The organism is Stutzerimonas balearica DSM 6083, from assembly GCF_000818015.1.
Classification (GTDB): domain Bacteria; phylum Pseudomonadota; class Gammaproteobacteria; order Pseudomonadales; family Pseudomonadaceae; genus Stutzerimonas; species Stutzerimonas balearica.
Map to the genome: position 1 here is coordinate 2145408 of NZ_CP007511.1, position 22634 is coordinate 2168041.

Consider the following 22634-nt stretch of genomic DNA (forward strand, 5'->3'; position numbering starts at 1 on the left):
GCCGCATGTGCGGGGCGCCAGGCCGAGGCGCCCCGTGCGGGTTCAGAGCGCTTGCGGCGCGCGCCGGCACAGCGTGGCGAGCGCCTGCACCCAGGCCTCATGGGTGTTCAGGCAGGGCACCAGAACCAGTTCCTGGCCGCCGGCTTCGATGAACTGTTCGCGGGCGCGATCGCCGATCTCCTCGAGCGTCTCGATGCAGTCGGCGACAAACGCCGGGCACATCACCAGCAGCTTCTTGACGCCCTGCGCGGCCAGCTCGTCGATGCGCGCCTCGGTATAGGGCTCGATCCACTTCGCACGACCGAGCCGCGACTGGAACGAGACCGACCAGCGATCGGCAGCCAGGCCTGCACCGGCGGCGAAGGCCTCGGCGGTGCGCAGGCACTGCGCGCGATAACAGTGCGCGAGCACCTCGCCCTCGGCACGCTGGCAGCAGTCGGCGTCCTTGAGGCAATGGCTGCCGGAGGGGTCGCTCTTGTGCAAGTGGCGCTCGGGCAGCCCGTGAAAGCTCAGCAGCAGGTGATCGAAGCCGCCGTCCAGGTACTCGCGTGCGCTGGCAACCAGGGCATCGAGGTATTCGGGCTGGTCGTAGAACGGTTGCAGGATCGACAGCTGCAGCTTCAGCCCATGCTGGCGAATGACTCGCCGCGCTTCCTCGATGGCGGTTGTCGTGGTGCTGTCGGCGTACTGCGGGTAGAGCGGTGCGAAGGTGACCTGGCTGATGCCCTGGCCGGCCAGGCGGACCAGCGCCTTTTCGATCGAGGGCTCACCGTAGCGCATGGCCAGTTCGACCGGCCCCTGTGGCCAGTACGGGCGGATCGCCTCCTGCAGGCGCCGGCTCAATACCACCAGCGGCGAACCCTCCGGCCACCAGATCGAGGCGTAGGCGTGTGCCGACTGCTCCGGGCGCTTGACCAGGATCAGCGAAACCAGCAGGCGCCGCAGCGGCCACGGCAGGTCCACCACGTAAGGGTCCATGAGGAACTGGTTGAGATAACGGCGCACATCCGCCACCTGCGTCGACGCGGGCGAACCCAGGTTGACCAACAACAACGCCTGCTCTGTCATACGAATTTCCTGACTGCCAATCGAGTGCGCCGCCTCCGCGCGGCGCGCCATTTTCACACATGCCGCAGCTTCTGCCCGCCCGGGCGGGCCAGAAGATCGGTCAACGCCGAATCAAGCTCGCGGAAACGGAAGCGATAACCCTCTGCCTCCAATCGCTTGGGCTGCGCGTGCTGCCCACCGAGCAGGAGATCGGCCATCTCGCCCAGCGCCAGCTTCAGCGCGAAGCCCGGCACCGGCAGCAGCGCCGGCCGGTGCAGCGTGCGGCCGAGCGCGCGGGCGAACTCGGCGTTGCGCACCGGCTGCGGCGCGCACGCATTGTACGGGCCACTGGCCTGCGGCTGGCAGAGAAGAAAATCAATCAGGCCGATCTGGTCCTGCAGGTGGATCCATGGCATCCACTGCCGACCATTGCCGGTCGGCCCGCCGAGGCCCAGGCGGAACAGCGGCAGCAGGCGCTTGAGAAAACCGCCGTCTTCGGCCAGTACCAGCCCGGTGCGCACGCGTACGACGCGGATGCCAAGCTGCTCGGCCTCGCAGGCCGCCTCCTCCCAGGCGCCGCACAGCTGGCTGGCGAAGTCGCCCGTCACCGGCCTGCTGTCCTCGTCGAGCAGGTGTTCGCCACCATTGCCATACCAGCCGACGGCCGAGCCGGAGATGAGCACCGCCGGGCGCTCGTCGCGTTCGGCCAGCCAGTCCACCAGACGCTCGGTGAGGTGAATGCGACTGTCCCAGAGCAGGCGTCGACGGGCCTTGGTCCATGGGCGGTCGGCAATAGGTGCACCGGCGAGGTTGATCACCGCATCCAGCGGCTCGTGAGTGATTTCATCGAGCGTGCCGATGCCGCGAACCTGTCGGCCGCAGAGACCTGCCACCTGGCCCGGCCTGCGACTCCAGACGGTGAGCTGATGCCCCTGTTCGAGCCAGTGGCGGCACAGCGCCCGGCCGATCAGCCCGGTACCACCGGTCAGCAGAATATGCATGGTCCCGCCTCCTCTGTTGGTGCCTGCTCGCTCTGTACTCAGCAAGCATAGGCCTGTACAACTATTTGGGTCTGTATAGCCGGTACTGCCCCGTGAATCGCTTCAATCCCGCCAAGCTACGCCTATCGAAATGGACCGCCCGCCAGCCCGTGCGGCGCGAAAAGCACTTTCTCGTGACCGATCTCGAGCACGATGAAGCCGGAACACTACAGCGCGTAGAGCTGCAGGCCGTGTACAGCCAGCGCAGTGAGTGGATCGACTGGCGCGAGCTGCGCGACGAGCAGCGCTGGAGAATCGGCTGGCACTGACCTCTCACACAATCTTGTACATCCCTGTTGACTTGTACAACTGCAGGCTTATGATGGCCCCATGTTGTACAAGAAGCAACAGCTGTACAAGTAAAGTTGGAGGTCGCCATGTCTCACCCCGCCATCAAGATCGGTATCAGTGCCTGCCTGGTCGGCCAGCAGGTGCGCTTCAACGGTGGCCACAAAGAGTCGCGGCTGTGCAGCGAAACGCTTGCACAACATTTCCAGCTCTTCCCGGTCTGCCCGGAAATGGCCATCGGACTGGGTGTACCGCGCGAAGCGATCCGCCTGGTCGGCGACCCGCAGGCACCGCGCGCGGTCGGCAGCCGTCGTCCCGAACTGGATGTGACCGACGCCCTGGCCCGCTACGCGCGGCAGGTCGCGTCGGAGCTCACCGACATCAGTGGCTTCATCCTCATGCAGAAGTCGCCCTCCTGCGGCATGGAGCGCGTCAAGGTCTACGGTGCCAATGGCTACGGCCTGCCCGGCGGCGGTAGCGGCATCTTTGCCTCGCACCTCATGCAGGCACGCCCCGATCTGCCAGTGGAAGAAGACGGCCGCCTGAACGACCCGGTTCTGCGCGAAAACTTCCTCACCCGCGTCTGCGCCTATGCCGAATGGCAGGCGCTGCTGGCCGAAGGCATCAGTGCCCGTGCCATCGTCGACTTTCACGCCCGCTACAAGTACCAGCTGATGGCCAACAACCCGCTGCAATACAAGGTGTTGGGGCGGCTGGTTTCCGAAGCCGGTCGGCAGCCGATCGAGGCGTTCGCCGCGGACTACTTCAGCCGCCTGATGCAGGCGCTGAAGAAGACCGCCACGCGCGGTACGCACAGCAACGTGCTGCAGCACCTGAGCGGCTACCTCAAGCACGTCCTCAACGCCGAGGACCGGCAGGAAATGCGCCGGCTGATCGACCAGTACCGCGACGGCATCGTCCCGCTGGTGGTGCCGTTGACCCTGCTCAAGCACCACTTCCGCCGCCACCCGCACCGCTACATCGCCCGGCAGGCCTATCTGCAGCCACATCCGGAAACCCTCAGCCTGCGTAACGGAATCTGACCATGAACGACCTCCATCCAGAGCCGCAGGCGTCAGAGCCAGGCTGGTTGCCGATTCGTGAGGTGGCGCGGCTGACCGGCGTCAACCCGGTGACCCTGCGTGCCTGGGAACGGCGCTACGGGCTCATCGTGCCCCTGCGTACCGGCAAGGGGCATCGGCTCTACAACGACGAGCACGTGGCACGTATCCGCGAGATTCTTGCCTGGCTCAACCGCGGTGTGGCTGTCGGCCAGATCAAGCACCTGCTGGACGCGCGCCAGCCGGTCGAGCATGCGGAACACAATCCCTGGAGCGAGCTGCGTGAGCAGATGCTTGCCGCCCTCGAGCGCCTGAACGAGCGCCAGCTCGACGACACCTTCAACCGTGCGCTGACCATCTACCCGCCGCGCACGCTTTGCCAGCACCTGCTGCTGCCCCTGCTCGACGAGCTGACGCAACGCTGGCAGGGCCAGTTCGGCGCCGCGCTCGAGCGCGTGATGTTCGAGAGCTGGTTGCGCAACAAGATCGCCATGCGCCTGTACCACAGCAATCGCCAGCAGTCCGGGCCGTCCATGTTGATCGCCAGCCTGGCCGAGCGCCCGGTCGACCCCGGTCTCTGGTTGACCGCCTGGCTGGTGTCGGCAGTGGCGCCGGTCGAACTGATCGAGCGTGCGGTGCCCTTCGCCGAGCTGGCCCTCGCACTCGAACGGCTGAACCCCACCGCCCTGCTCCTGCATACCGACCAGAGCCTGGACAAGGCCTGTCTGCAGCGCCAGTTGCCGCGGCTGGCCCGCGAGGGCGCCGCGCCGCTGGTGCTCGTCGGCCCGGCCAGCCTCATTCACCGCGCTGCACTGGAAGAGGCGCCCGTGCGGCTGGCCGAGGGGCCGCTGCAGGTACTGGCGCAGCTGGCCGAGGCCGACCTGCTGGACCCGTCAGAGGAGGATCGGGCATGACCCAACTGATCTGGTTGCGCAGCGATCTGCGTGCGCACGACAACACCGCCCTGGCCGCCGCGATGGAGGCCGGCCCGACGTTGGCGCTGTACGTCATCACTCCCGTGCAGTGGCAGGCCCATGACGACGCGCCCTGCAAGGTGGATTTCTGGCTGCGCAACCTCGCCGAGCTTTCCGCCGAGCTCGGCCGGCTCAACGTGCCGCTGCTGATTCGCCAGGCGGCCGACTGGCAAGCCCTGCCGGCGGTGTTGACCGGCGTCTGTCGTGAACACCACATCGACTGCGTGCGGGTCAACGACGAGTACGGGGTCAACGAGCGGCGCCGCGACGAGGCCGTGGCCCAGGCGCTGCAGGGTATCGGCGTGACCTGGCGTCATCACCTCGACCAGCTCCTGTTCACGCCCGGGACGCTGCTGACCCAGTCCGGTGGCTACTTCAAGGTCTTCAGCCAGTTCCGCAAGGCGGCGCTGGCGCGCCTGGCCCCGGCGTTGCCGCCCTGCGTACCGTTGCCGGCTGCGCAGGCGCCGCTCGGCGTCGCCGCCGATCCGGTGCCGACGGGCGTGAGCGGTTTCGACACGCCGAGTGAGGCGTTGCGCGCGCTCTGGCCGGCCGGCGAGCACCACGCGCGCAAGCGCCTGGACGACTTCGCCGACGAACGTCTGCGCTACTACGACTGGCTACGCGATTTGCCGGCCCGGGATGGTACCAGCCAGTTGTCGGCCTACCTGGCAGCCGGCGTGATCTCGGTTCGCCAGTGCCTGCATGCAGTGCTGAGCCGCAATCACGGCGAGCTCGACAGCGGCAACCCGGGCGCCGTGGTGTGGATCAACGAGCTGCTCTGGCGCGAGTTCTACAAGCACATCCTGGTGGGCTTTCCACGGGTCAGCATGGGCCGTGCGTTTCGCCGCGACACCGAGGCGCTGCCCTGGCGCCATGCCCCGGACGAGCTGGCGGCCTGGCAGCAGGGCCGTACCGGCTACCCGATCGTCGATGCCGCGATGCGCCAGCTGCTGGCTACCGGCTGGATGCACAACCGCCTGCGCATGGTCGCCGCGATGTTTCTCAGCAAGAACCTGCTGATCGACTGGCGCGAGGGCGAGCGCTGGTTCATGCGCCACCTCATCGACGGCGACCTGGCGGCCAACAATGGCGGCTGGCAGTGGAGCGCCTCGACCGGCACCGATTCGGTGCCCTACTTCCGCCTGTTCAATCCGCACAGCCAGTCGCGCCGCTTCGACCCCGAAGGCCGCTTCCTGCGTCAGTGGCTGCCGGAGCTCGACGCCTTGAGCGACCGCCAGATCCACGACCCAAGCAGCGCCGGCGCGCTGTTCCTGCCCGCTGGCTACCCGCCACCGATCGTCGACCTGGGCATGAGCCGGGCCCGGGCGCTGGACGCCTTTCGCAACCTGGAGGTGACCACATGAGCGCCTTTCTCGAACGCTTCGCCGAGGGGTTCTCCGGCCTCGATGCCAGCAATCTTCACCGCCTCGGCGAGCTGTACAGCGACAGTGTGCACTTCAGTGACCCGCTGCACGAGGTCTGGGGGCTGGATGAGCTCGAGCGCTACTTCGCGCAGCTGTACGCCAACGTCCAGGCGCTGGAGTTCGAGTTCTTCGCCTTCGATCAGGTGCGCGACGGTCAGGGCTACCTGCGCTGGCTGATGACCTACGAACACCCGCGGCTCAAGGGCGGCAAGCCGATCAGCCTGGAAGGTTGCAGCCTGCTGCGCTGGAACCTCGACGGCAAGGTCGAGCGGCACCGCGACTACTTCGATGCCGGCGCCCTGCTCTACCAGCACGTCCCGCTGATGGGCGGTGCCATTCGCTGGCTGCGCCGGAGGCTGGTGTGAGCGCGCCCAGGCGCATCTGGCTGACCGGCGCCAGCAGTGGCATCGGCCAGGCAATGGCTGCGCGCCTGCTGGCCGCCGGGCACCGGGTCGCGCTGAGTGCGCGGCGCGCGGAGCCGCTGCAGGCACTGGCCGAGCGCTACCCGCTGCAGGCGCTGGTGTTGCCCGGCGACCTGACCGACGCCGCTGCGGTGGCGGGCATGGCCGAGGTCATCGGCGTGCAATGGGGCGCGCTCGACCAGGCGATCCTCAATGCCGGGACTTGCGAGTACATCGAGGCGGGCCGCTTCGATGCCGCCCTGGTCGAACGGGTGGTGCGCAGCAACCTGATCGCCCCGGCCTACTGCATCGAGGCGGCATTGCCTCTGCTGCTGCGCGGCGACCGGCCTCATATGGTGGGTGTCGGCAGCTCGGTGACCTGGCTGCCGTTGCCGCGCGCCGAGGCCTACGGCGCCTCCAAGGCAGGCTTGCGCTACCTCCTGCAGGCGCTGCGGCTGGATCTGGCGGCGCAGGGCGTCGCCGTCACGCTGGTCAGCCCCGGCTTTGTCGACACCCCGCTGACCCGTCGCAACGACTTTCCCATGCCCATGCGCTGGCCGGTCGAACGCGCCGCGCAACACATTCTCGAGCGGCTCGAACAGCGGCCGTTGGAGATCGCGTTTCCGGCGCCCTTCATCGCCGGTTTGCGCCTGCTTTCCTGGCTGCCCGCCAGGCTGCAGTTCGCCATTGGCCGCCGGCTGGCGCGGCCTGACTCTCACGGATAGACAGACCATGAAAATCGCCATCATCGGCAGCGGTATTTCCGGCCTGGCCTGCGCCTACCTGCTCGCCCGTCGGCACGACGTGACCGTGTTCGAGGCCGAGAGCTGGATCGGCGGGCATACCCACACCGTTCCGGTCGAGTTCGACGGCCGCCACTACCGGATCGATACCGGTTTCATCGTGTTCAACGACTGGACCTACCCAAACTTCATCCGTCTGCTCGACCAGCTCGGCGTGGCCTACAAGCCGACCGAGATGAGCTTTTCGGTATGCGACCCGGCGAGCGGCACGGAATACAACGGGCACAACCTCAACACGCTGTTCGCGCAGCGGCGCAACCTGTTTTCGCCGGCCTTCTGGGGCATGCTGCAGGACCTGCTGCGCTTCAACCGCGAGGCCCAGGACGACTTGGTCAATGGCCGGATCGGCCCGCACGTGACGCTTGGCGAATACCTGGCCATCGGGCGCTACGGGCAGCGCTTCATCGACCACTACATCGTGCCGATGGGCGCGGCGATCTGGTCCATGTCGCTCAAGGACATGCTGGGCTTTCCGCTGGAGTTCTTCGTCCGTTTCTTCCGCAACCACGGCCTGCTGTCGGTGAACCACCGGCCGCAATGGTATGTGGTCGAGGGCGGCTCCAGCGCCTATGTCGAACCGCTGACCCGCAGCTTCGCCGAGCGCATCCGCCGCAGTTGCCCGGTCTACGAGGTACGCCGCGACGCCGAAGGTGTCACGCTGCACAGCGCCCTTGGCGTGGAGCGCTTCGACAAGGTGGTCTTCGCCTGCCACAGCGATCAGGCACTGCGCCTGCTGGAGCGCCCGAGCGAAGCGGAGCAGACGGTGCTCGGCGCCATCGGCTACGCCGATAACGATGTCGTTCTGCATACCGACACCCGCCTGTTGCCCAGCCGCCGGCTCGCCTGGGCCAGTTGGAACTACCGCCTGGGCGGCCCGCCGCAGCAGCCGGCGGCGGTGACCTACAACATGAACATCCTGCAGGGCATCGAGGCGCCGGAGACCTTCTGCGTCAGCCTCAACCAGACCCAGGCGATCGACCCGCGACGCATCCTCGCCCGTTTCACTTATGCCCACCCGCAATACAGCCTGACCGCGATTGCCGCGCAGGAGCGTGTGGAGGAACTGCAAGGCCAGCAACACAGCTACTTCTGCGGTGCCTACTGGGCCAACGGCTTCCACGAGGATGGCGTGGTCAGCGCGCTGCGCGTCGCCGAAGCCTTCGGAGAGCAGCTGTGAGCACTGCGCTGGCGCACAGCGCGCTCTATTCCGGCTGGGTCCGGCATCGGCGCTTCGCTCCCCGGGCCCATGCGTTTCGCTATCGCATCGGCCTGCTCTACCTGGACCTGGCCGAACAACAGGCGCTGACCGAGCTGTCGCCCCTGGCCGGGCGGCTGGCGGCGTTCTGCTTCCGCGAGACCGATTACCTGCCCGAGTTCACCCGCAACGGCACCGGCCTGGCCGATGCGGTGCGCCAGCGCGTGGCCGAAGCGCTCGGCAAGCGGATCGACGGGCCCATACGTGTGCTGACACAGCCGCGCAGCTGGGGGCTTTCGTTCAACCCGGTGAGCTTCTTCTATTGCTTCGATGCCGACGAGCAACTGCGCGCCGTGCTCTGCGAAGTGAGCAACACCCCCTGGCGCGAGCGGTATCACTACGTTCTGCCGGCCAATCAGGTCGGCAAGCTGCGCTGCAGCGTGGCCAAGACCTTCCACGTCTCGCCATTCCTGCCGCGCGAGCTGGAATACCGCATGCGTTTCACCATTCCCGGCCCGCAGCTGGCCGTGCACATGGAGGATTGGCAGGGCGAGACCCGCTTGTTCGACGCCACGCTCACCCTCGAACGCCAGGTGCTCGACCGCACTGCCCTGCACCGCCACCTGCTGGCCTTCCCCTGGATGACCGGCAAGACCCTGCTCGGCATCTACTGGCAGGCCCTGCGCCTGCTCGTCAAACGTGTCCCGCTGTTCGACCACACCGCCGCCATTGGCCACTACGGCGTCGCCACCTCGCAACCCAGGGAGCCCCGCGATGAAAAGCTCTAGCCTGTCTGTCAAAGCCAAACCGATGGCCACCAGCGGCCTGGCCAGCAGCCTGCTGCGGCGTATCGTCATCGGCCACCTGAAGCGCCTGCGCCACGGCGGGCTGACCTTGGTCGACGGCGGCCAGCGACTGCACTTCGGCGAGCGCGGGCTGCAGGCCGAGATCCGCGTGCAGGACGCCAACCTCTGGGGGCTGGTCGCCAGCAACGGCTCGATCGGCGCTGGCGAAGCCTATGTGCTGGGTTACTGGACCAGCCACGACGTGACGGCCGTGGTGCGCCTGTTCGTCGCCAACCTCGAGGTGCTGGACGGCATCGAGCGTGGCCTGGCGTTGTTCGGCCAGCCGGTGGTGCGCGCGCTGCACTGGTTCAACCGCAACACCCGCAGCGGCTCACGGCGCAACATCGCTGCGCACTACGACCTGGGCAACGACCTGTTCGAGCGCATGCTCGACCGCACCATGATGTATTCGGCGGCGATGTTCGAAAGCGTCGAAGACAGCCTCGAGCAGGCTCAGCTGAACAAGCTCGAGCGCATCTGCCGCAAGCTGGAGCTCGGCCCTGAGGACCATCTGCTGGAGATCGGCACCGGCTGGGGCAGCATGGCGCTCTACGCCGCGGTGCATTACGGCTGCCGGGTCACCACCACCACGCTGTCGCGCGAGCAGTACGCCTACACCCAGCGGCGCATCGAGGAGCAGGGCCTGCAGGATCGCATCACCCTCCTGCTCGAGGACTATCGCGACCTCGAAGGCCAGTTCGACAAGCTGGTGTCCATCGAGATGATCGAGGCAGTCGGGCACCGCTTCCTGCCGCAGTACTTCCGCCAGTGCGCGCGCCTGCTCAAACCCGATGGGCTGATGCTGCTGCAGGCGATCACCATCCGCGACCAGCGCTACGAACGCGCTCGGCGCAGCGTCGATTTCATCCAGCGTTACATCTTCCCCGGCGGCGCCCTGCCCTCGGTGCAGAAGATGGTCGACCTCGCCACGCGCGAAACCGACATGAACCTGGTGCACATGGAGGATTTCGGCGAGCACTATGCGCGCACCCTGCGCCTGTGGCACGACAACCTTCGCCAGGCGCGCCAGGAGCTCGAGCAGCTGGGCTACGACGAGCAGTTCTATCGGCTCTGGGAGTTCTACCTGTGCTACTGCGAGGGCGGCTTCCTCGAGCGGGCCATCGGCACCGCCCAGCTGCTGCTGGCCAAGCCCGCGGCGCACCCGGACGTGCTGGCGTTGCGCGCCGGCAGCGCGTACTCGGCCCAGCCTGGCCGCATCAAGCATCCGGAGCCGGCATGAAAGCGAACGACCTGCATGCCCATTTCCGCCAGGCCGACCGCATCATGCTCGGCGTGCTCTGGCTGCTGTTCGCCTATGCCCTGGGGCTGGCAGCGTTCAATGGTGGCTGGGCCCAGGCGCTGCTCATTGGCGGGCTCACCGCGGTCAGCGTCAGCGCCCTGCAGGCGTTGGTTCCCGGTGGGCGCCTGCTGCGCTGCACCGTCGCGGCCGCGTTCATGGTGATGTCGGCGCTGCACATCAACCTGGCGCACGGCCTGCTTGAAATGCACTTCGGCATCTTCGTGCTGCTGGCCTTTCTCGTTTATTACCGGGACTGGCTGCCCATCGTCGTCGCGGCGACCACCATCGCCGTGCATCATCTGGCGTTCTTCGCCCTGCAGCAGCAGGGCACGCCGGTTTATCTGGTACCAGCCGGCAGCTGGGGCGTGATCGCTCTGCACGCGGTGTATGTCGTGGTCGAGAGCGCCATTCTCGTCTACCTGGCGCTGCGCGCCGCACGTGAGGCGGCCGAGGGCGATGCCCTGATGGCGACTGTCGCCGGCATCACACGCGATGCGCAGCGCTTCGATCTGAGCGTGCGTCACCGCGGGCGCGGCCTGATCGCCGAACGCTTCAATGGTCTGCTCGTCCAGCTTGGGCAGTTGCTGCATTCGGCGCTTGCCGACGCGGGCCAGGTAGGCGCCTCTGCCGGACAGTTGCGCGAGGCCACCGCCACCCTGCGCAGCGGCGCGACCGGCCAGCTGGCCGAGGCCGCGCAGATGACCGAGGCCATGCAGCAGATGAGCCTGGCCATCGATGACGTTGCCGAGCATGCCGATCACGCCGCTAAGGCGGCCGCGGATGCCACCCGCCGCGCCACTGAAAGCCGTGCGTCGGTGGGCGCGGCGCTGAGCGAGATCGGCCGGCTCGCCGAGCACATCGAAGGGACCGATCAGCGGGTGCAAAGCCTGGTCGCCGAAGTTGCGGAGATCGGCCGCGTGCTCGACGTCATCAGTGCCATCGCTGCGCAAACCAACCTGCTGGCGCTCAACGCCGCTATCGAAGCGGCGCGCGCCGGCGACCAGGGCCGAGGCTTCGCGGTGGTGGCCGACGAGGTGCGCAGCCTCGCACGTCGGACTGCCGAGTCGACCGACGAAATCCAGGGCGTCATCGGCCGCCTGCAACTGCAGAGCCAGCAGGCCAGCCAGGCGATGCAGGAAAGCCGGCAGAGCGTGCAACGCTGCGTCGACGGCAGCCAGACCACGCGCGCGCTGCTGGAGGCCATCGGTGGCGAGATCGAGGCCATCTCGCGGATGAACGAGCTGATCGCTGCGGCCACGCATGAGCAGAGCGCAGTTTGTGCGGACGTCGCCAGCCATCTGCGCAACGTCCAGCATGTCGCCGAGCGCAACGCCGACGATGCCGGTCGGCTGGATGAACAGGCCGGCCAGCTGCACATCCTTTCCAGCCGCCTGGGGGCGATCGGCTCGCGGTTCCAACTGACCTGATCGCGCCCCCGAATGGGGAGTCGTACGGCCGTGGCGCACTCTCGTGGTTCATGCGCACTGGCCGGGTCGGCCCGGCCGGGGCTGTAGCGATAGCGCTCAGGTGACCCGGCAACGGCTCTGTGCCGCGCCTTTCCAGCCTTCGCCAGCGCTTTTCGGAATCTGGCACGCAACCTGCTTATCCCTAGGCACAGGCCGCTCCCGATGCGAGTGGCAGTCCCGGGTGGTCAGCGTCGACCACTGCGCCCCAAGGCGGCGGGACAGTGCGATCCGGGCAACGGGGCTCGGGCGAATCGACACAAGAAACCTACGAATACCAGGCAAAGGCGCCTGGGGCCGGCAGCGGCTCCAGGCGCCTTTTTGTTTTGCGGACCGAGCGGTCCGGCGGAGGAACGGCTGTGAATTCGATCGTCACCCCGATCAAGCGAGAAACCCTGATCATCGTCGGCAACGGCATGGTCGGCCACCACTGCGTCGAGCAACTGGTCGAGCGCGGCGCGCTGGGACGTTACCAGGTGCATGTCTACGGCGAGGAGCGCCAGCGCGCCTACGACCGCGTGCACCTGTCCGAATACTTCGGCGGCCGCGATGCCGAGTCGCTGGCCATGTGCGAGGCCGACTACTACACCAGCCACGGCGTGCAGGCGCACCTCGGCGTGCAGGTGCTGGAGATCGATCGCGAGCGCCGCGAAGTGCTTACCAGCGTCGGCCGCCAGCCTTACGACAAGCTGATTCTCGCCACCGGCTCCTATCCCTTCGTACCGCCTATTACCGGCGCCGAAGGCAATGCCCGGCTGGTCTACCGCACGCTTGAGGACCTTGATGCAATTCGTGCCGCCGCAGCCAGCGCCCGCCGCGGCGTGGTGGTCGGCGGCGGCCTGCTCGGCCTGGAAGCGGCCAATGCGCTCAAGTCCCTCGGCCTGGAAGCGCACGTGGTCGAGTTCGCCCCGCGGCTGATGCCGGTGCAGCTCGACGATGCCGGCGGCGCCGCGCTCAAGGCACGCATCGAGGCGCTGGGCGTGGGCGTGCACCTGTCGCGCGCCACCCAGGACATCATCGTCGGCGAGGAATACGCCTACCGCATGAACTTCCAGGACGGCGACTTCCTGGAAACCGACCTGATCGTCTTTTCCGCCGGCATCCGCCCGCAGGACGCGCTTGGTCGCGCCTGCGGGCTGGAAGTCGGGGCCCGCGGCGGCGTGGTGGTGGACAACGACTGCCGCACCTCGGACCCGGCGATCTTCGCCGTCGGTGAATGCGCCGCCTGGAACGGCAGCGTGTTCGGCCTGGTCGCGCCCGGCTACACCATGGCCCGCACCGTCGCCGCACAGCTGGCCGGCGAGGCGCACACGCCCTTCACCGGCGCCGACATGTCGACCAAGCTGAAGCTGCTCGGTGTCGACGTCGGCTCCATCGGCGATGCCCACGGCGCCACGCCCGGCAGCAAGAGCTACCGCTTCATCGACGAGGCCAGCGCCAGCTACCGCCGGCTGGTGGTCTCACCGGACGGCAAGACGGTGATCGGCGCCGTGCTGGTCGGCGACAACAGCTACTACGACACCCTGCTGCAATACGCGCAGAACGGCATCAAGCTGCCGGCCGAACCGTCGAGCCTGATCCTTCCGGCAGGCGAAGGCGCACCGGCGCTCGGTGCCGACGCCCTGCCGGACAGCGCCACCATCTGTTCGTGCCACAACGTCAGCAAGGGCGCGGTGTGCTGCCAGGTCGACGCCGGGGTCACCGACCTCGGCGAGCTGAAGGCCGCGACCAAGGCCGGTACCGGCTGCGGCGGCTGCTCGGCGCTGCTCAAGCAGGTGTTCGAGCATGAGCTGGCGGCGCGGGGCGTCGAGGTCGACAAGAGCCTGTGCGAGCACTTCGCCTACACCCGCCAGGAGCTGTACGGGATCGTCCGCGTCGAGGGCATCCGGCGTTTCGAGGAACTGCTGGCCAAGCACGGCCGCGGGCATGTCGGCTGCGACATCTGCAAGCCGGCGGTGGGCTCGATCCTCGCCTCCTGCTGGAACCAGCCGATCACCGATCCGGCGCTGATCCCGCTGCAGGACACCAACGACACCTTCATGGCGAACATGCAGAAGAACGGCACCTACTCGGTGGTGCCGCGCATTCCGGGCGGCGAGATCACGCCCGAGGGGCTGATCGCCATCGGCCAGGTCGCGAAGAAATACGACCTCTACACCAAGATCACCGGCGGTCAGCGGATCGACCTGTTCGGCGCCCAGCTGCACCAGCTGCCGGACATCTGGGGCGAGCTGATCGCCGCCGGTTTCGAGACCGGCCACGCCTACGGCAAGAGCCTGCGCACGGTGAAATCCTGCGTCGGCAGCACCTGGTGCCGCTATGGCGTGCAGGACAGCGTCGGCATGGCCCTGCTGCTGGAGAACCGCTACAAGGGCCTGCGCTCGCCGCACAAGATCAAGTTCGCCGTCTCCGGCTGCACCCGCGAATGCGCCGAGGCGCAGAGCAAGGACGTCGGCGTGATCGCCACCGACAAGGGCTGGAACCTCTACGTGGCCGGCAATGGCGGCATGCGCCCGCGGCATGCCGAGCTGTTCGCCACCGACCTCGATGACGCCACGCTGATCCGCTACATCGACCGCTTCCTGATGTTCTACGTGCGCACCGCCGACAAGCTGCAGCGCACCTCGGTCTGGCGCGAGTCGCTCGAGGGCGGGCTGGACTACCTCAAGGCCGTGATCATCGACGACAGCCTGGGCCTCGCCGCCGAGCTGGAAAGCCAGATGCAGCACGTCGTCGACACCTACGAATGCGAGTGGGCCAACGCCATCAGCGACCCGGAAAAGCTCAAGCGCTTCCGCACCTTCGTCAACGATGCGCGCCCAGACCCGGACATCCACTTCGTCAAGGAGCGTGGCCAGCGCCGCCCGGCCCGCGCCGCCGAACTTCACCTGATTCCCGTCGCCGAGGAGGTTTGACATGACCCCGACCAATGCAGCCCGTTCCCAGACCGCACGTTCCGCCGCTCCTGCGCAGTGGCAAAACCTGTGCGCCCGCCAGGACCTGGTCGCCAACTCCGGCGTGGTCGCCTGGGTCGACGGCCAGCAGGTGGCGCTGTTCCACCTGCCCGACAGCGAGGCCGGCGAGCAGCTCTTCGCCATCGCCAACAAGGACCCCAAGTCCGGCGCCAACGTCATCGGCCGCGGCCTGCTCGGGCAGATCCGTGGTGAGCTGGTGATCGCCTCGCCGCTCTACAAGCAGCACTTCCGCCTGGCCGATGGCCGCTGCCTGGAATACCCCGAGCAGCAGCTCAAGGTCTGGCCGGTGCGGCTGGCCGGCGACACCGTGCAGATCGCCGTGAACTGACCGCCGCACCCGAACAAGAGACCGCCAGCCAAGCCATCACCGCCCACACAGAGAGAGCGCCATGTCCTACATCATCCCCTCCGAGTTCGCCACCAAGATGGTGGACGCCGGTGAATCGAAAGTCTTCATGTCCACCCGCGACACCCTGATCCGCGGCTTCATGGCCGGCGCCATCCTGGCCCTCGCCGCGGTGTTCGCCGTGACCATCACCGTGCAGACCGGCCAGCCGCTGGTCGGCGCGATGCTCTTCCCGGTGGGCTTCGTCATGCTCTATCTGATGGGCTTCGACCTGCTCACCGGCGTGTTCATGCTGACCCCGCTGGCCCTGCTCGACCGCCGCCCGGGCGTCACGGTGCAGGGCATCCTGCGCAACTGGGGGCTGGTGTTCGTCGGCAACTTCGCCGGCGCGCTTACCGTGGCCTTCATGATGGCGTTCGTCTTCACCATGGGCTTTTCCACCGAGCCGGGGCCGATCGGCGAGAAGATCTCGCACATCGGCGAGGCGCGCACCCTGGGCTATGCCGAGTACGGGCTGGCCGGCTGGCTGACCATTTTCCTGCGTGGGATGCTGTGCAACTGGATGGTCTCGATGGGCGTGGTCGGCGCGATGATCTCCACCAACGTCAGCGGCAAGGTCATCGCCATGTGGATGCCGATCATGCTGTTCTTCTACATGGGCTTCGAGCACTCGGTGGTGAACATGTTCCTGTTCCCCTCGGCGATGATCATGGGCGGCGACTTCTCGGTCATGGACTACATGATCTGGAACGAGATCCCCACGGCGCTCGGTAACCTCGTCGGCGGCCTGGCCTTCACCGGGCTGACCCTCTACGCCACCCACGTGCGCACCGCCGCCAAGCGCTCGTTCGGTTGAGCATCCAACAGACGGCCCGGCAGGCGTCGCGCTGCCGGGCCGTCTGGCGAACGCCATGAACCCACGACTCTCCATCAGCCTCGGCCAGCATTCGGACCGGGGTCGCAAGCCAACCAACCAGGATTTCCACGGCGCCCTGATACCGGACGAGCCGCAGCGTTCGACCAAGGGCATTGCGCTCGCCATCGCCGACGGCATCAGCAGCAGCGCGGTGAGCCACGTCGCCGCGGAAACCAGCGTCGCCAGTTTTCTCGCCGACTACTACTGCACGTCCGACGCCTGGTCGGTGAAGAAGTCAGCCGGCCGGGTGCTGGTCGCCATCAATTCCTGGCTGCACGCGCAAACCCGGCAAAGCATCCATCGTTACGAGCGCGACCGTGGCTACGTGTGCACCTTCAGCGCGGTGGTGCTCAAGTCCACCACCGCGCATCTGTTCCACGTCGGCGATGCGCGGATCTACCGCCTGCGCGGCGGCACGCTGGAACAACTGACCCGCGATCATCGCGTGCAGCTCAGCGCACAGACCTGCTACCTCGGCCGCGCCCTGGGCATCGAGGCACATCTGGAAATCGACTACCAGGCCGTGCCGCTGGCCGAAGGCGACCTGTTCCTGCTGACCACCGATGGCGTTCACGAGCACTTGAGCGACGCGGCGATGGCGGGCTTCATCACCGCGCATGCCGAGGACCTGCAGCGCGCCGCAGCGGTGCTCGTGGAGCAGGCGCTGGCCGCCGGCAGCGACGACAACCTCACCGCTCAACTGGTGCGCATCGAGCGCCTGCCCGCGTACGGTGCCGAAGAACTGCCGTTGCAGCTTGCCGATCTCGTTCTGCCACCGATGCTGGAAGCCGGCATGTCGCTCGACGGCTACCGCATCGTCCGCGCGCTGCATACCAGCAGTCGCAGCCATGTCTTCCTTGCGCAGGACGAAGCCTCTGGCGAACAGGTCGCGCTGAAGATCCCGTCGCTCGAAAAGCGCCAGGACAGCGCCTATCTGGAGCGCTTCATGGCCGAGGAATGGATCGCCAGGCGCATCGATAACCCGCATGTGGCGCGCGGCCGCCTGCCTGCGCAGCCGCGTCGGCACCTGTTCACCGTGACCGACTTCATCGAAGGCTGCACGCTCTGGCAATGGATGGTCGATCATCCGCAGCCGGATCTGGAGACGGTGCGCAGCATCGTCGAGCAGATCGCCCGCGGTCTGCAGGCCTTCCACCGCCTGGACATGCTGCACCAGGACGTGCGCCCGCAAAATCTGATGATCGACCGTAACGGCACGGTAAAGATCATCGACTTTGGCTCGACGCACGTCGCCGGGCTCGAGGAGATCAGTGGCACTCATGCTGAGCAGGTGCCTGGCACTGCCGCCTATACCGCGCCGGAATACCTGCTCGGCGAGCCGGGGTCGCCGCGCTCGGATCAGTTTTCGCTGGCGGTGATCGCCTACCAGCTGCTCAGCGGGCGGTTGCCCTATGGCAGCGAGGTCGCCAGAGCCCGCAGTCGCGCGGCCCAGCTCAAGCTCCGCTATCGCTCGGTGCGCGATGCGCACAGCGAGCTGCCGGCCTGGCTGGATGAGGTACTGGCCAAGGCCTTGCACCCGGAGCCCGCGCGCCGTTTCGAGGCGCTGTCGGAATTTGTCACCCAGCTGCGCGAACCGGGCCCGGCACTACTGGCGCGCAGCCGCCCGCCGTTGCTCGAGCGCAATCCGCTGCGATTCTGGCAGGGCCTCTCGTTGATCCTGGCAACCGCCCTGGGCTGGGTGCTGGTACGCTGAACCTCGCCTCGGGCATCACGAAATTCAATCAAGGAAGTTGCTATCAACCTGGCGAGCTATTCATTGGAATTGAGCTGAAGCCTGATAGAGAATGTCCCATGATTTTGCAGTCGTCAGACTGACGAATCGGTCGTCTCATCGCGGCCCTGGTCGTGGCGGGACCTAACAAGAAGCAAGGAAAACACCATGAAGAAAACCGTGATTTCGCTGTTGGCCCTTGGCGGCGCGCTTGCCCTGCAACCGGCGCTGGCCCAGGACGGAGAGAGCCTGTACAAGAGCAAGGCATGCGTGGCCTGCCACGCGATCGACAGCAAGCTGGTCGGCCCTGCTTACAAAGAGGTCGCTGCCAAGTACGCTGGCCAGGACGGCGCCGTCGAGATGCTCGCCGGCAAGATCAAGAACGGCAGCCAGGGTGTCTGGGGTCCTGTTCCCATGCCGCCGAACGCTGTAACCGAAGAAGAAGCCAAGATCCTCGCCGAGTGGGTACTGAGCCACAAGTGAGGTCTTGCTGGGGGGGCAGGCTCCGCTGCCCTCCTTTTCCAACCGCATCACACTCCTCTCTTCCATGACCGCAGGCTTGTCCCCGGTCAACACCGCTTCGCACAATCCGTGTACAGATAGCAGCACCCCCTAAGCGCCGTCCGGAGGCTCCCATGCTTGGCCGTGCCAGCTGGAACGACAGCTTGATGCAGCGATACGGGCAGACGCGCCAGGCGACCTGCTGGTATCCCGGCCCCGGCGATCTGCGCGACCGCCTCTCCCCACTGGATCTGTTCCGCGCGCTGCGTGACAGTCGTCGTGCTCAGCGCCCGCTGGCGCTGTCGATCGAGGTCGATGACCTCGCCGGCGTCGTGCAGCAAACCCGGCAGATCGCCTGCCATCTTGGCCCGCGGCAACCCGTGGTGCAGCTCAGGTTGCGCCCCGGGCGCCTTGGCCTCGGTGCGCTGCCCGAACTGCTTGCGCATCTGCGCGACTGTTTCCACTTCTCCGAGCACGCCGTCTGCCTGGCCGAGGTGGAACTGGCGCATGCCGACTGGCCGCTGGTGGGCATGCTGCGCTCGCTTGGCTTCAGCCAGCTGAGCGTCGGTGTGCCTGACATGCATGCCGGTGACGGCGGCTCGGTCGAGTATTTCCGCAGCGCCGCGCGCATCCGCGGCCTGCTCGAAGCCGCACGCGCCCTGCAGTTCGAGGCAATCAACGTCGACCTGGGCTACGGCCGCTCCTGGCAGACCGGCAGCAGCTTCGCGCGCAAGCTGGCCTCGATCATCGAACTCCAGCCCGATCGCGTCAGCCTGTTCGACTACCGCTCACTGAGCATCGCCGGGCGCCTGCCCTCGCCCCGCCTGGGCCTGGCTTCACGCAGCGCCGCCCGGGACATGCATCGCCACGGCGTGGAGCAGCTGACAGCGGCCGGCTATCGCCTGCTCGGGCTGGGCTGCTTCGTGCTGCCGCATGACGAGCTCGCGCTGGCGCAGGAGAACGAGAGCCTGCGGCATGACGTGGCGGGCTACAGCACGACACCGGAAGGTACCGACCATCTGTCCCTCGGCGTCGGCGCCATCAGCCGCCTGGGCGACTGCTACGTGCAGTGCCTGCAGCAGCCGGCACGCTACCGCGAGGCGCTGCAGCAGGATCTGCTGCCGGTCTGGCGCGGCCTGCACGCCGCCCATGTCGACGGCTTGCGCCGGGCGATCTGCCAGGGCCTGATCTGCCAGGGGCGGCTCGATCTGCAGGCGCTGGACGCACGCTTCGGCGCCCAGGCGCAGCGATGGTTCGCAGCCACATGGCCGTTGCTGCGGCAGTTGCAGCGCGAGACCGTGCTCGAACTTTCGTCGCATGGCCTGATGCTGGCACCGGAGCACCAGCTGCTGCTACCGGGCCTCTGCGAAGCCCTCGTGCAGCCCCTGATTCCTGGCCTGGCCGCGCAGCCGAAACCGGACCAGCCGCGTCGTTGCGGTACCCACCGATAGGCGGCGGTCATCGGTCGCAGCCTTTAGTCGACTAGGCTGCTTTTTTTTGCTCGGTAAGCTCTGGCACAGGCGTTAGGACAACGCACAGGAGTTCACCTTGATCCCGTCTGCACAACTCGCCGCGCTGCGCAACGCGCGCCACCTGGTGGTCTTCACCGGGGCGGGCGTTTCCGCCGAAAGCGGTATTCCTACTTTTCGAGATTCGCTGACCGGCCTCTGGCAGCGTTTCGATGCGGCCACACTGGCCACCCCCGAAGCCTACGAGCAGGATCCTGCCCTGGTCTGGGGCTGGTACGAATGGCGACGCATGCAGGTGCTGAAGGCACAGCCCAACGCTGCGCACCGCGCGATTGCCGCGCTGGTCCAGCAGGTGCCGCGCCTGACCCTGGTTACCCAGAACGTCGACGACCTGCACGAGCGCGCCGGCAGCAGCGATGTCATTCACCTGCACGGCAGCCTGCATCATCCGCGTTGCGTGGTCTGCAGCCGGCAGCCGAGCAAGCCCTTGCCGCCGCCGGACGAACCGCAGGAAGGCCGTCGCCTTCCGCCGCCGCGCTGCGAATACTGCGATGGCAAGCTGCGCCCGGGCGTGGTCTGGTTTGGCGAGAGCATGCCGGGCGGCGCGCTGGACGATGCCTTTGCCGCTGCGCGGCATTGCGACGTGCTGATCTCCGTCGGCACCTCCGGCGTGGTCTACCCCGCGGCGGAAATGCCCGAGCGCGCCTGGCGCGCCGGCGCCACCGTGATCCACGTCAACCCGCAACCGAACGTCACCCACAGCGAGCGCGAGTACGCGCTCGGCGGTTCGGCGGGCGAAGTTCTGCCGCAGTTGTTCGAGGAGGCGTTCGGTCGCTGAAGGCGCTTTACGTACGAACCTGGCGCTGCTGCAAGATGCGCGTGGCGCCCTGCACGCGGCCGGTGTACCAGAGCACCCGGCTGACGCCGCGAGTCACGGCGACATAGGCCAGGCGCAAGCCCTCGTCGGCCATCGCCTCGTCATAACTGTTACCGAAGAATCCGCTGGCGGCGTACAGCGCATTGCGCAGTGGGTGCGGTTCGCTCGGTAGGCAATCGTCGACGATGATGGCGACCTCGGCCTGCAGCCCCTTGGCCCGGTGGATGGTCATGGCCTTTACCGGCGGGCACGCCTGCAGCTGCCCCTGGATTGCCTGCAACGGCTCGTTACGCCGGCTGAGCAACAACACCGCGGTGCGGTCGGCGCCGGTACGCGATGCCACATGCGTGCACTGCCGCTGGATCTCCTCGATCAGCGCGGGCAACTGCCGACGACTGTCGAAGCCGCTCACCAGCTTCACCCCGTAGTCGCCCGGCTGCATCGAACGGCCGGCGCGGCTGCGTTTGGCCTGCTTGAGCCGCACCTCGTCAAGCAGCGCCTCGGCGTCGCGTATCACCGGTTCGATGGAGCGATAGTTGGTTTCCAGCTTGAGCACCGTGCTCTTGGCCGAGCCCTTGCGCGGGAAGTGGCGATCGAAGTCGATGAACAGCTCCGGCGAACTGCCGCGCCAGCCATAGATTGACTGCCAGTCATCGCCGATCGCCATCAGGCTGACCGCCTCGCTGCCCGCCAAAGCCCGATGCAAGGCCTGCAGCCAGCGCACGATCTGCGGCGAAATATCCTGGAACTCGTCGATCAACAGGTGCTGAAAGCGCTGCAGCGGCGCCGCCGCGACTGCGCCTTGCGTCAGGCGCTCGGTCAGTGCCGCGAAGGCCCGGTTGAACGTCGTCAGGCCCTTGCTCTCGAGCGTGGCGTAGAAGGCCTCGCGAAAGCGCGCCAGTGCCGCGACGAAGTCCTGCTCACGGGGTGTGCCTGGCAAGCGCTGCGTATCGAGGGTGGCAAAATCCAGCGCGATGCTCTCGCAGAACTCCAGCTGGGCGTGCAAGGCCTCGAACAACGGCTTGGCCTGGTACTCCCCGGCCAGGCGCAAAGTGTCCATCGGCGCCTTGGCATCCACGGGTGCCTGCCCGAGCAAGCGCCCTACCTGCTCGCGAAAGGTCGCGTCATCCCGGTAGAGCCGCTGGTAGACCTGCTTCAGCAAGCGCTGCTGCGCGCTGCGCAGACGCGCCGAGGCCAGCGGGTTGTCAGGCTCGCCCGGTGCGCGCTCATCCATCTGCTCGAACCAGCTCGGCTCGCCCAGTACCTCGCGGGCGAGCTGCGCCATGGCCGAATGAAAGGTCCGCACGCACTGGCGCGCCTGCGCGTCATCAAAGGGCGCCCCCCAGAACGCCAACACGCGGATCAGCTGCTCGCGCAGTTGCGCGCAAGAGGCATTGGTAAAGGAAATCACCGTGAGGCGCTCGACCGGCACCTGCAGGTGACAGAGCATGAACACCACCCGCAGCACCAGTGTCGTCGACTTGCCCGATCCGGCGCCGGCGAAGATGCGCGTCAGCGGGCTGTCGCAGAGAATCATGCGCCACTGCTCATCCGACGGCGCGCAGATGACCCCGGCCTGTACCGCCTGCGCGGCACGTTCGCGCATCGCCGCTACCTGGCCTGGCGCGACCTCCAGCGCCCGGCTCGGGTAGATGCCTGCGCTACGGCGTGCGCCGCGTCCACCGCCAGGTTTGTCGGCTGCGGCCTTTTTCTCGGCTGTCGCCTTCTTGCCTTTGCGGCGCGGCGCGCCCGGCTTGGCGGTGGCTTCGCGCTTGCCCGCCCCCGTTTCGGCCGCCTTGGGCCAGCGGCGGAACAGCGCATCGTCCTCGCTTTTCAGGTAAGCCGTGGTGCGGGGAAAACAGCGGGAAAGCGCACCGGAAACCAGTGCCTTGTAGCGTCTGACGGTCGACAACATGAACACACAAACAAGCCGAGACGAAGGGGCCGGCTATGGTACGGCTTTTCCTTTCGGCTGGG

20 protein-coding genes are annotated in these 22634 nt (G+C 67.2%); 17 read left to right on the plus strand and 3 right to left on the minus strand.

Features of this window, described 5'->3' with window-relative positions; translation table 11 throughout:
- Positions 1–42: 42 nt before the first annotated feature.
- Positions 43–1068 carry a ferrochelatase gene (gene hemH, locus CL52_RS09745; protein ID WP_043220215.1) on the minus strand — a complete coding sequence of 342 codons (1026 nt, stop codon included), beginning with the start codon at positions 1066–1068 and terminating at the stop codon, positions 43–45.
- 53 nt (positions 1069–1121) lie between these two features.
- Positions 1122–2048, minus strand: a complete 927-nt coding sequence (locus CL52_RS09750; RefSeq protein ID WP_043220218.1) for a TIGR01777 family oxidoreductase — start codon at positions 2046–2048, stop codon at positions 1122–1124.
- Between the two features lie 92 nt (positions 2049–2140).
- Between CL52_RS09750 and CL52_RS09755 the strand changes: the two genes are divergently transcribed.
- The 17 genes from CL52_RS09755 (at position 2141) to CL52_RS09835 (ending at position 20618) form a co-directional block, all read left to right on the plus strand.
- Positions 2141–2356 (plus strand): TIGR02450 family Trp-rich protein, encoded by a 216-nt coding sequence (locus tag CL52_RS09755; protein WP_041105507.1) that lies wholly within the window; start codon positions 2141–2143, stop codon positions 2354–2356.
- 108 nt (positions 2357–2464) lie between these two features.
- Complete coding sequence (locus CL52_RS09760) at positions 2465–3418, plus strand: YbgA family protein (RefSeq protein WP_043220220.1); 954 nt, start codon at positions 2465–2467, stop codon at positions 3416–3418.
- Between the two features lie 2 nt (positions 3419–3420).
- Entirely contained in the window at positions 3421–4350 is a 930-nt protein-coding gene (locus CL52_RS09765) for a MerR family transcriptional regulator (RefSeq protein ID WP_043220222.1), read from the plus strand.
- The gene (phrB, locus tag CL52_RS09770; RefSeq protein WP_043220226.1) at positions 4347–5774 is read left to right on the plus strand and encodes a deoxyribodipyrimidine photo-lyase; all 1428 of its coding nucleotides are present in this window, start codon (positions 4347–4349) and stop codon (positions 5772–5774) included. Before CL52_RS09765 ends, phrB begins: the two co-directional genes overlap by 4 nt.
- A complete protein-coding gene (locus tag CL52_RS09775; protein WP_043220228.1) occupies positions 5771–6199 on the plus strand; it encodes a nuclear transport factor 2 family protein in 429 nt (142 codons plus the stop codon). Before phrB ends, CL52_RS09775 begins: the two co-directional genes overlap by 4 nt.
- A complete protein-coding gene (locus CL52_RS09780; protein WP_043220230.1) occupies positions 6196–6960 on the plus strand; it encodes an SDR family NAD(P)-dependent oxidoreductase in 765 nt (254 codons plus the stop codon). Before CL52_RS09775 ends, CL52_RS09780 begins: the two co-directional genes overlap by 4 nt.
- A 7-nt stretch (positions 6961–6967) precedes the next feature.
- Positions 6968–8215: an NAD(P)/FAD-dependent oxidoreductase gene (locus CL52_RS09785; protein WP_043220232.1), complete on the plus strand. Its 1248-nt coding sequence runs from the start codon at positions 6968–6970 to the stop codon at positions 8213–8215.
- Positions 8212–9021: a DUF1365 domain-containing protein gene (locus CL52_RS09790; protein ID WP_041105514.1), complete on the plus strand. Its 810-nt coding sequence runs from the start codon at positions 8212–8214 to the stop codon at positions 9019–9021. Before CL52_RS09785 ends, CL52_RS09790 begins: the two co-directional genes overlap by 4 nt.
- Positions 9008–10318: an SAM-dependent methyltransferase gene (locus CL52_RS09795; protein WP_052264540.1), complete on the plus strand. Its 1311-nt coding sequence runs from the start codon at positions 9008–9010 to the stop codon at positions 10316–10318. The genes CL52_RS09790 and CL52_RS09795 overlap by 14 nt, the downstream gene beginning before the upstream one ends.
- Positions 10315–11805 (plus strand): methyl-accepting chemotaxis protein, encoded by a 1491-nt coding sequence (locus CL52_RS09800; RefSeq protein ID WP_043220236.1) that lies wholly within the window; start codon positions 10315–10317, stop codon positions 11803–11805. Before CL52_RS09795 ends, CL52_RS09800 begins: the two co-directional genes overlap by 4 nt.
- Positions 11806–12257: 452 nt before the next feature.
- The gene (gene nirB / locus CL52_RS09805) at positions 12258–14756 is read left to right on the plus strand and encodes a nitrite reductase large subunit NirB (protein WP_235366418.1); all 2499 of its coding nucleotides are present in this window, start codon (positions 12258–12260) and stop codon (positions 14754–14756) included.
- A 1-nt stretch (position 14757) separates the two neighbouring features.
- Positions 14758–15144, plus strand: coding sequence for a nitrite reductase small subunit NirD (gene nirD / locus CL52_RS09810; RefSeq protein WP_041105518.1), 387 nt, complete (start codon positions 14758–14760; stop codon positions 15142–15144).
- A gap of 61 nt (positions 15145–15205) precedes the next feature.
- Complete coding sequence (locus tag CL52_RS09815) at positions 15206–16018, plus strand: formate/nitrite transporter family protein (protein WP_043220241.1); 813 nt, start codon at positions 15206–15208, stop codon at positions 16016–16018.
- Between the two features lie 55 nt (positions 16019–16073).
- Complete coding sequence (locus CL52_RS09820) at positions 16074–17792, plus strand: bifunctional protein-serine/threonine kinase/phosphatase (RefSeq protein ID WP_043220243.1); 1719 nt, start codon at positions 16074–16076, stop codon at positions 17790–17792.
- 186 nt (positions 17793–17978) lie between these two features.
- Entirely contained in the window at positions 17979–18293 is a 315-nt protein-coding gene (locus CL52_RS09825; RefSeq protein ID WP_041105521.1) for a c-type cytochrome, read from the plus strand.
- Between the two features lie 152 nt (positions 18294–18445).
- Positions 18446–19762, plus strand: coding sequence for an oxygen-independent coproporphyrinogen III oxidase (locus CL52_RS09830; RefSeq protein ID WP_063613247.1), 1317 nt, complete (start codon positions 18446–18448; stop codon positions 19760–19762).
- A gap of 97 nt (positions 19763–19859) precedes the next feature.
- Positions 19860–20618: an SIR2 family NAD-dependent protein deacylase gene (locus tag CL52_RS09835; protein ID WP_041105522.1), complete on the plus strand. Its 759-nt coding sequence runs from the start codon at positions 19860–19862 to the stop codon at positions 20616–20618.
- A gap of 7 nt (positions 20619–20625) precedes the next feature.
- Here CL52_RS09835 and CL52_RS09840 read toward each other — a convergent pair whose 3' ends face one another.
- Positions 20626–22572 (minus strand): UvrD-helicase domain-containing protein, encoded by a 1947-nt coding sequence (locus CL52_RS09840; RefSeq protein ID WP_043220245.1) that lies wholly within the window; start codon positions 22570–22572, stop codon positions 20626–20628.
- Positions 22573–22634 lie beyond the last annotated feature (62 nt).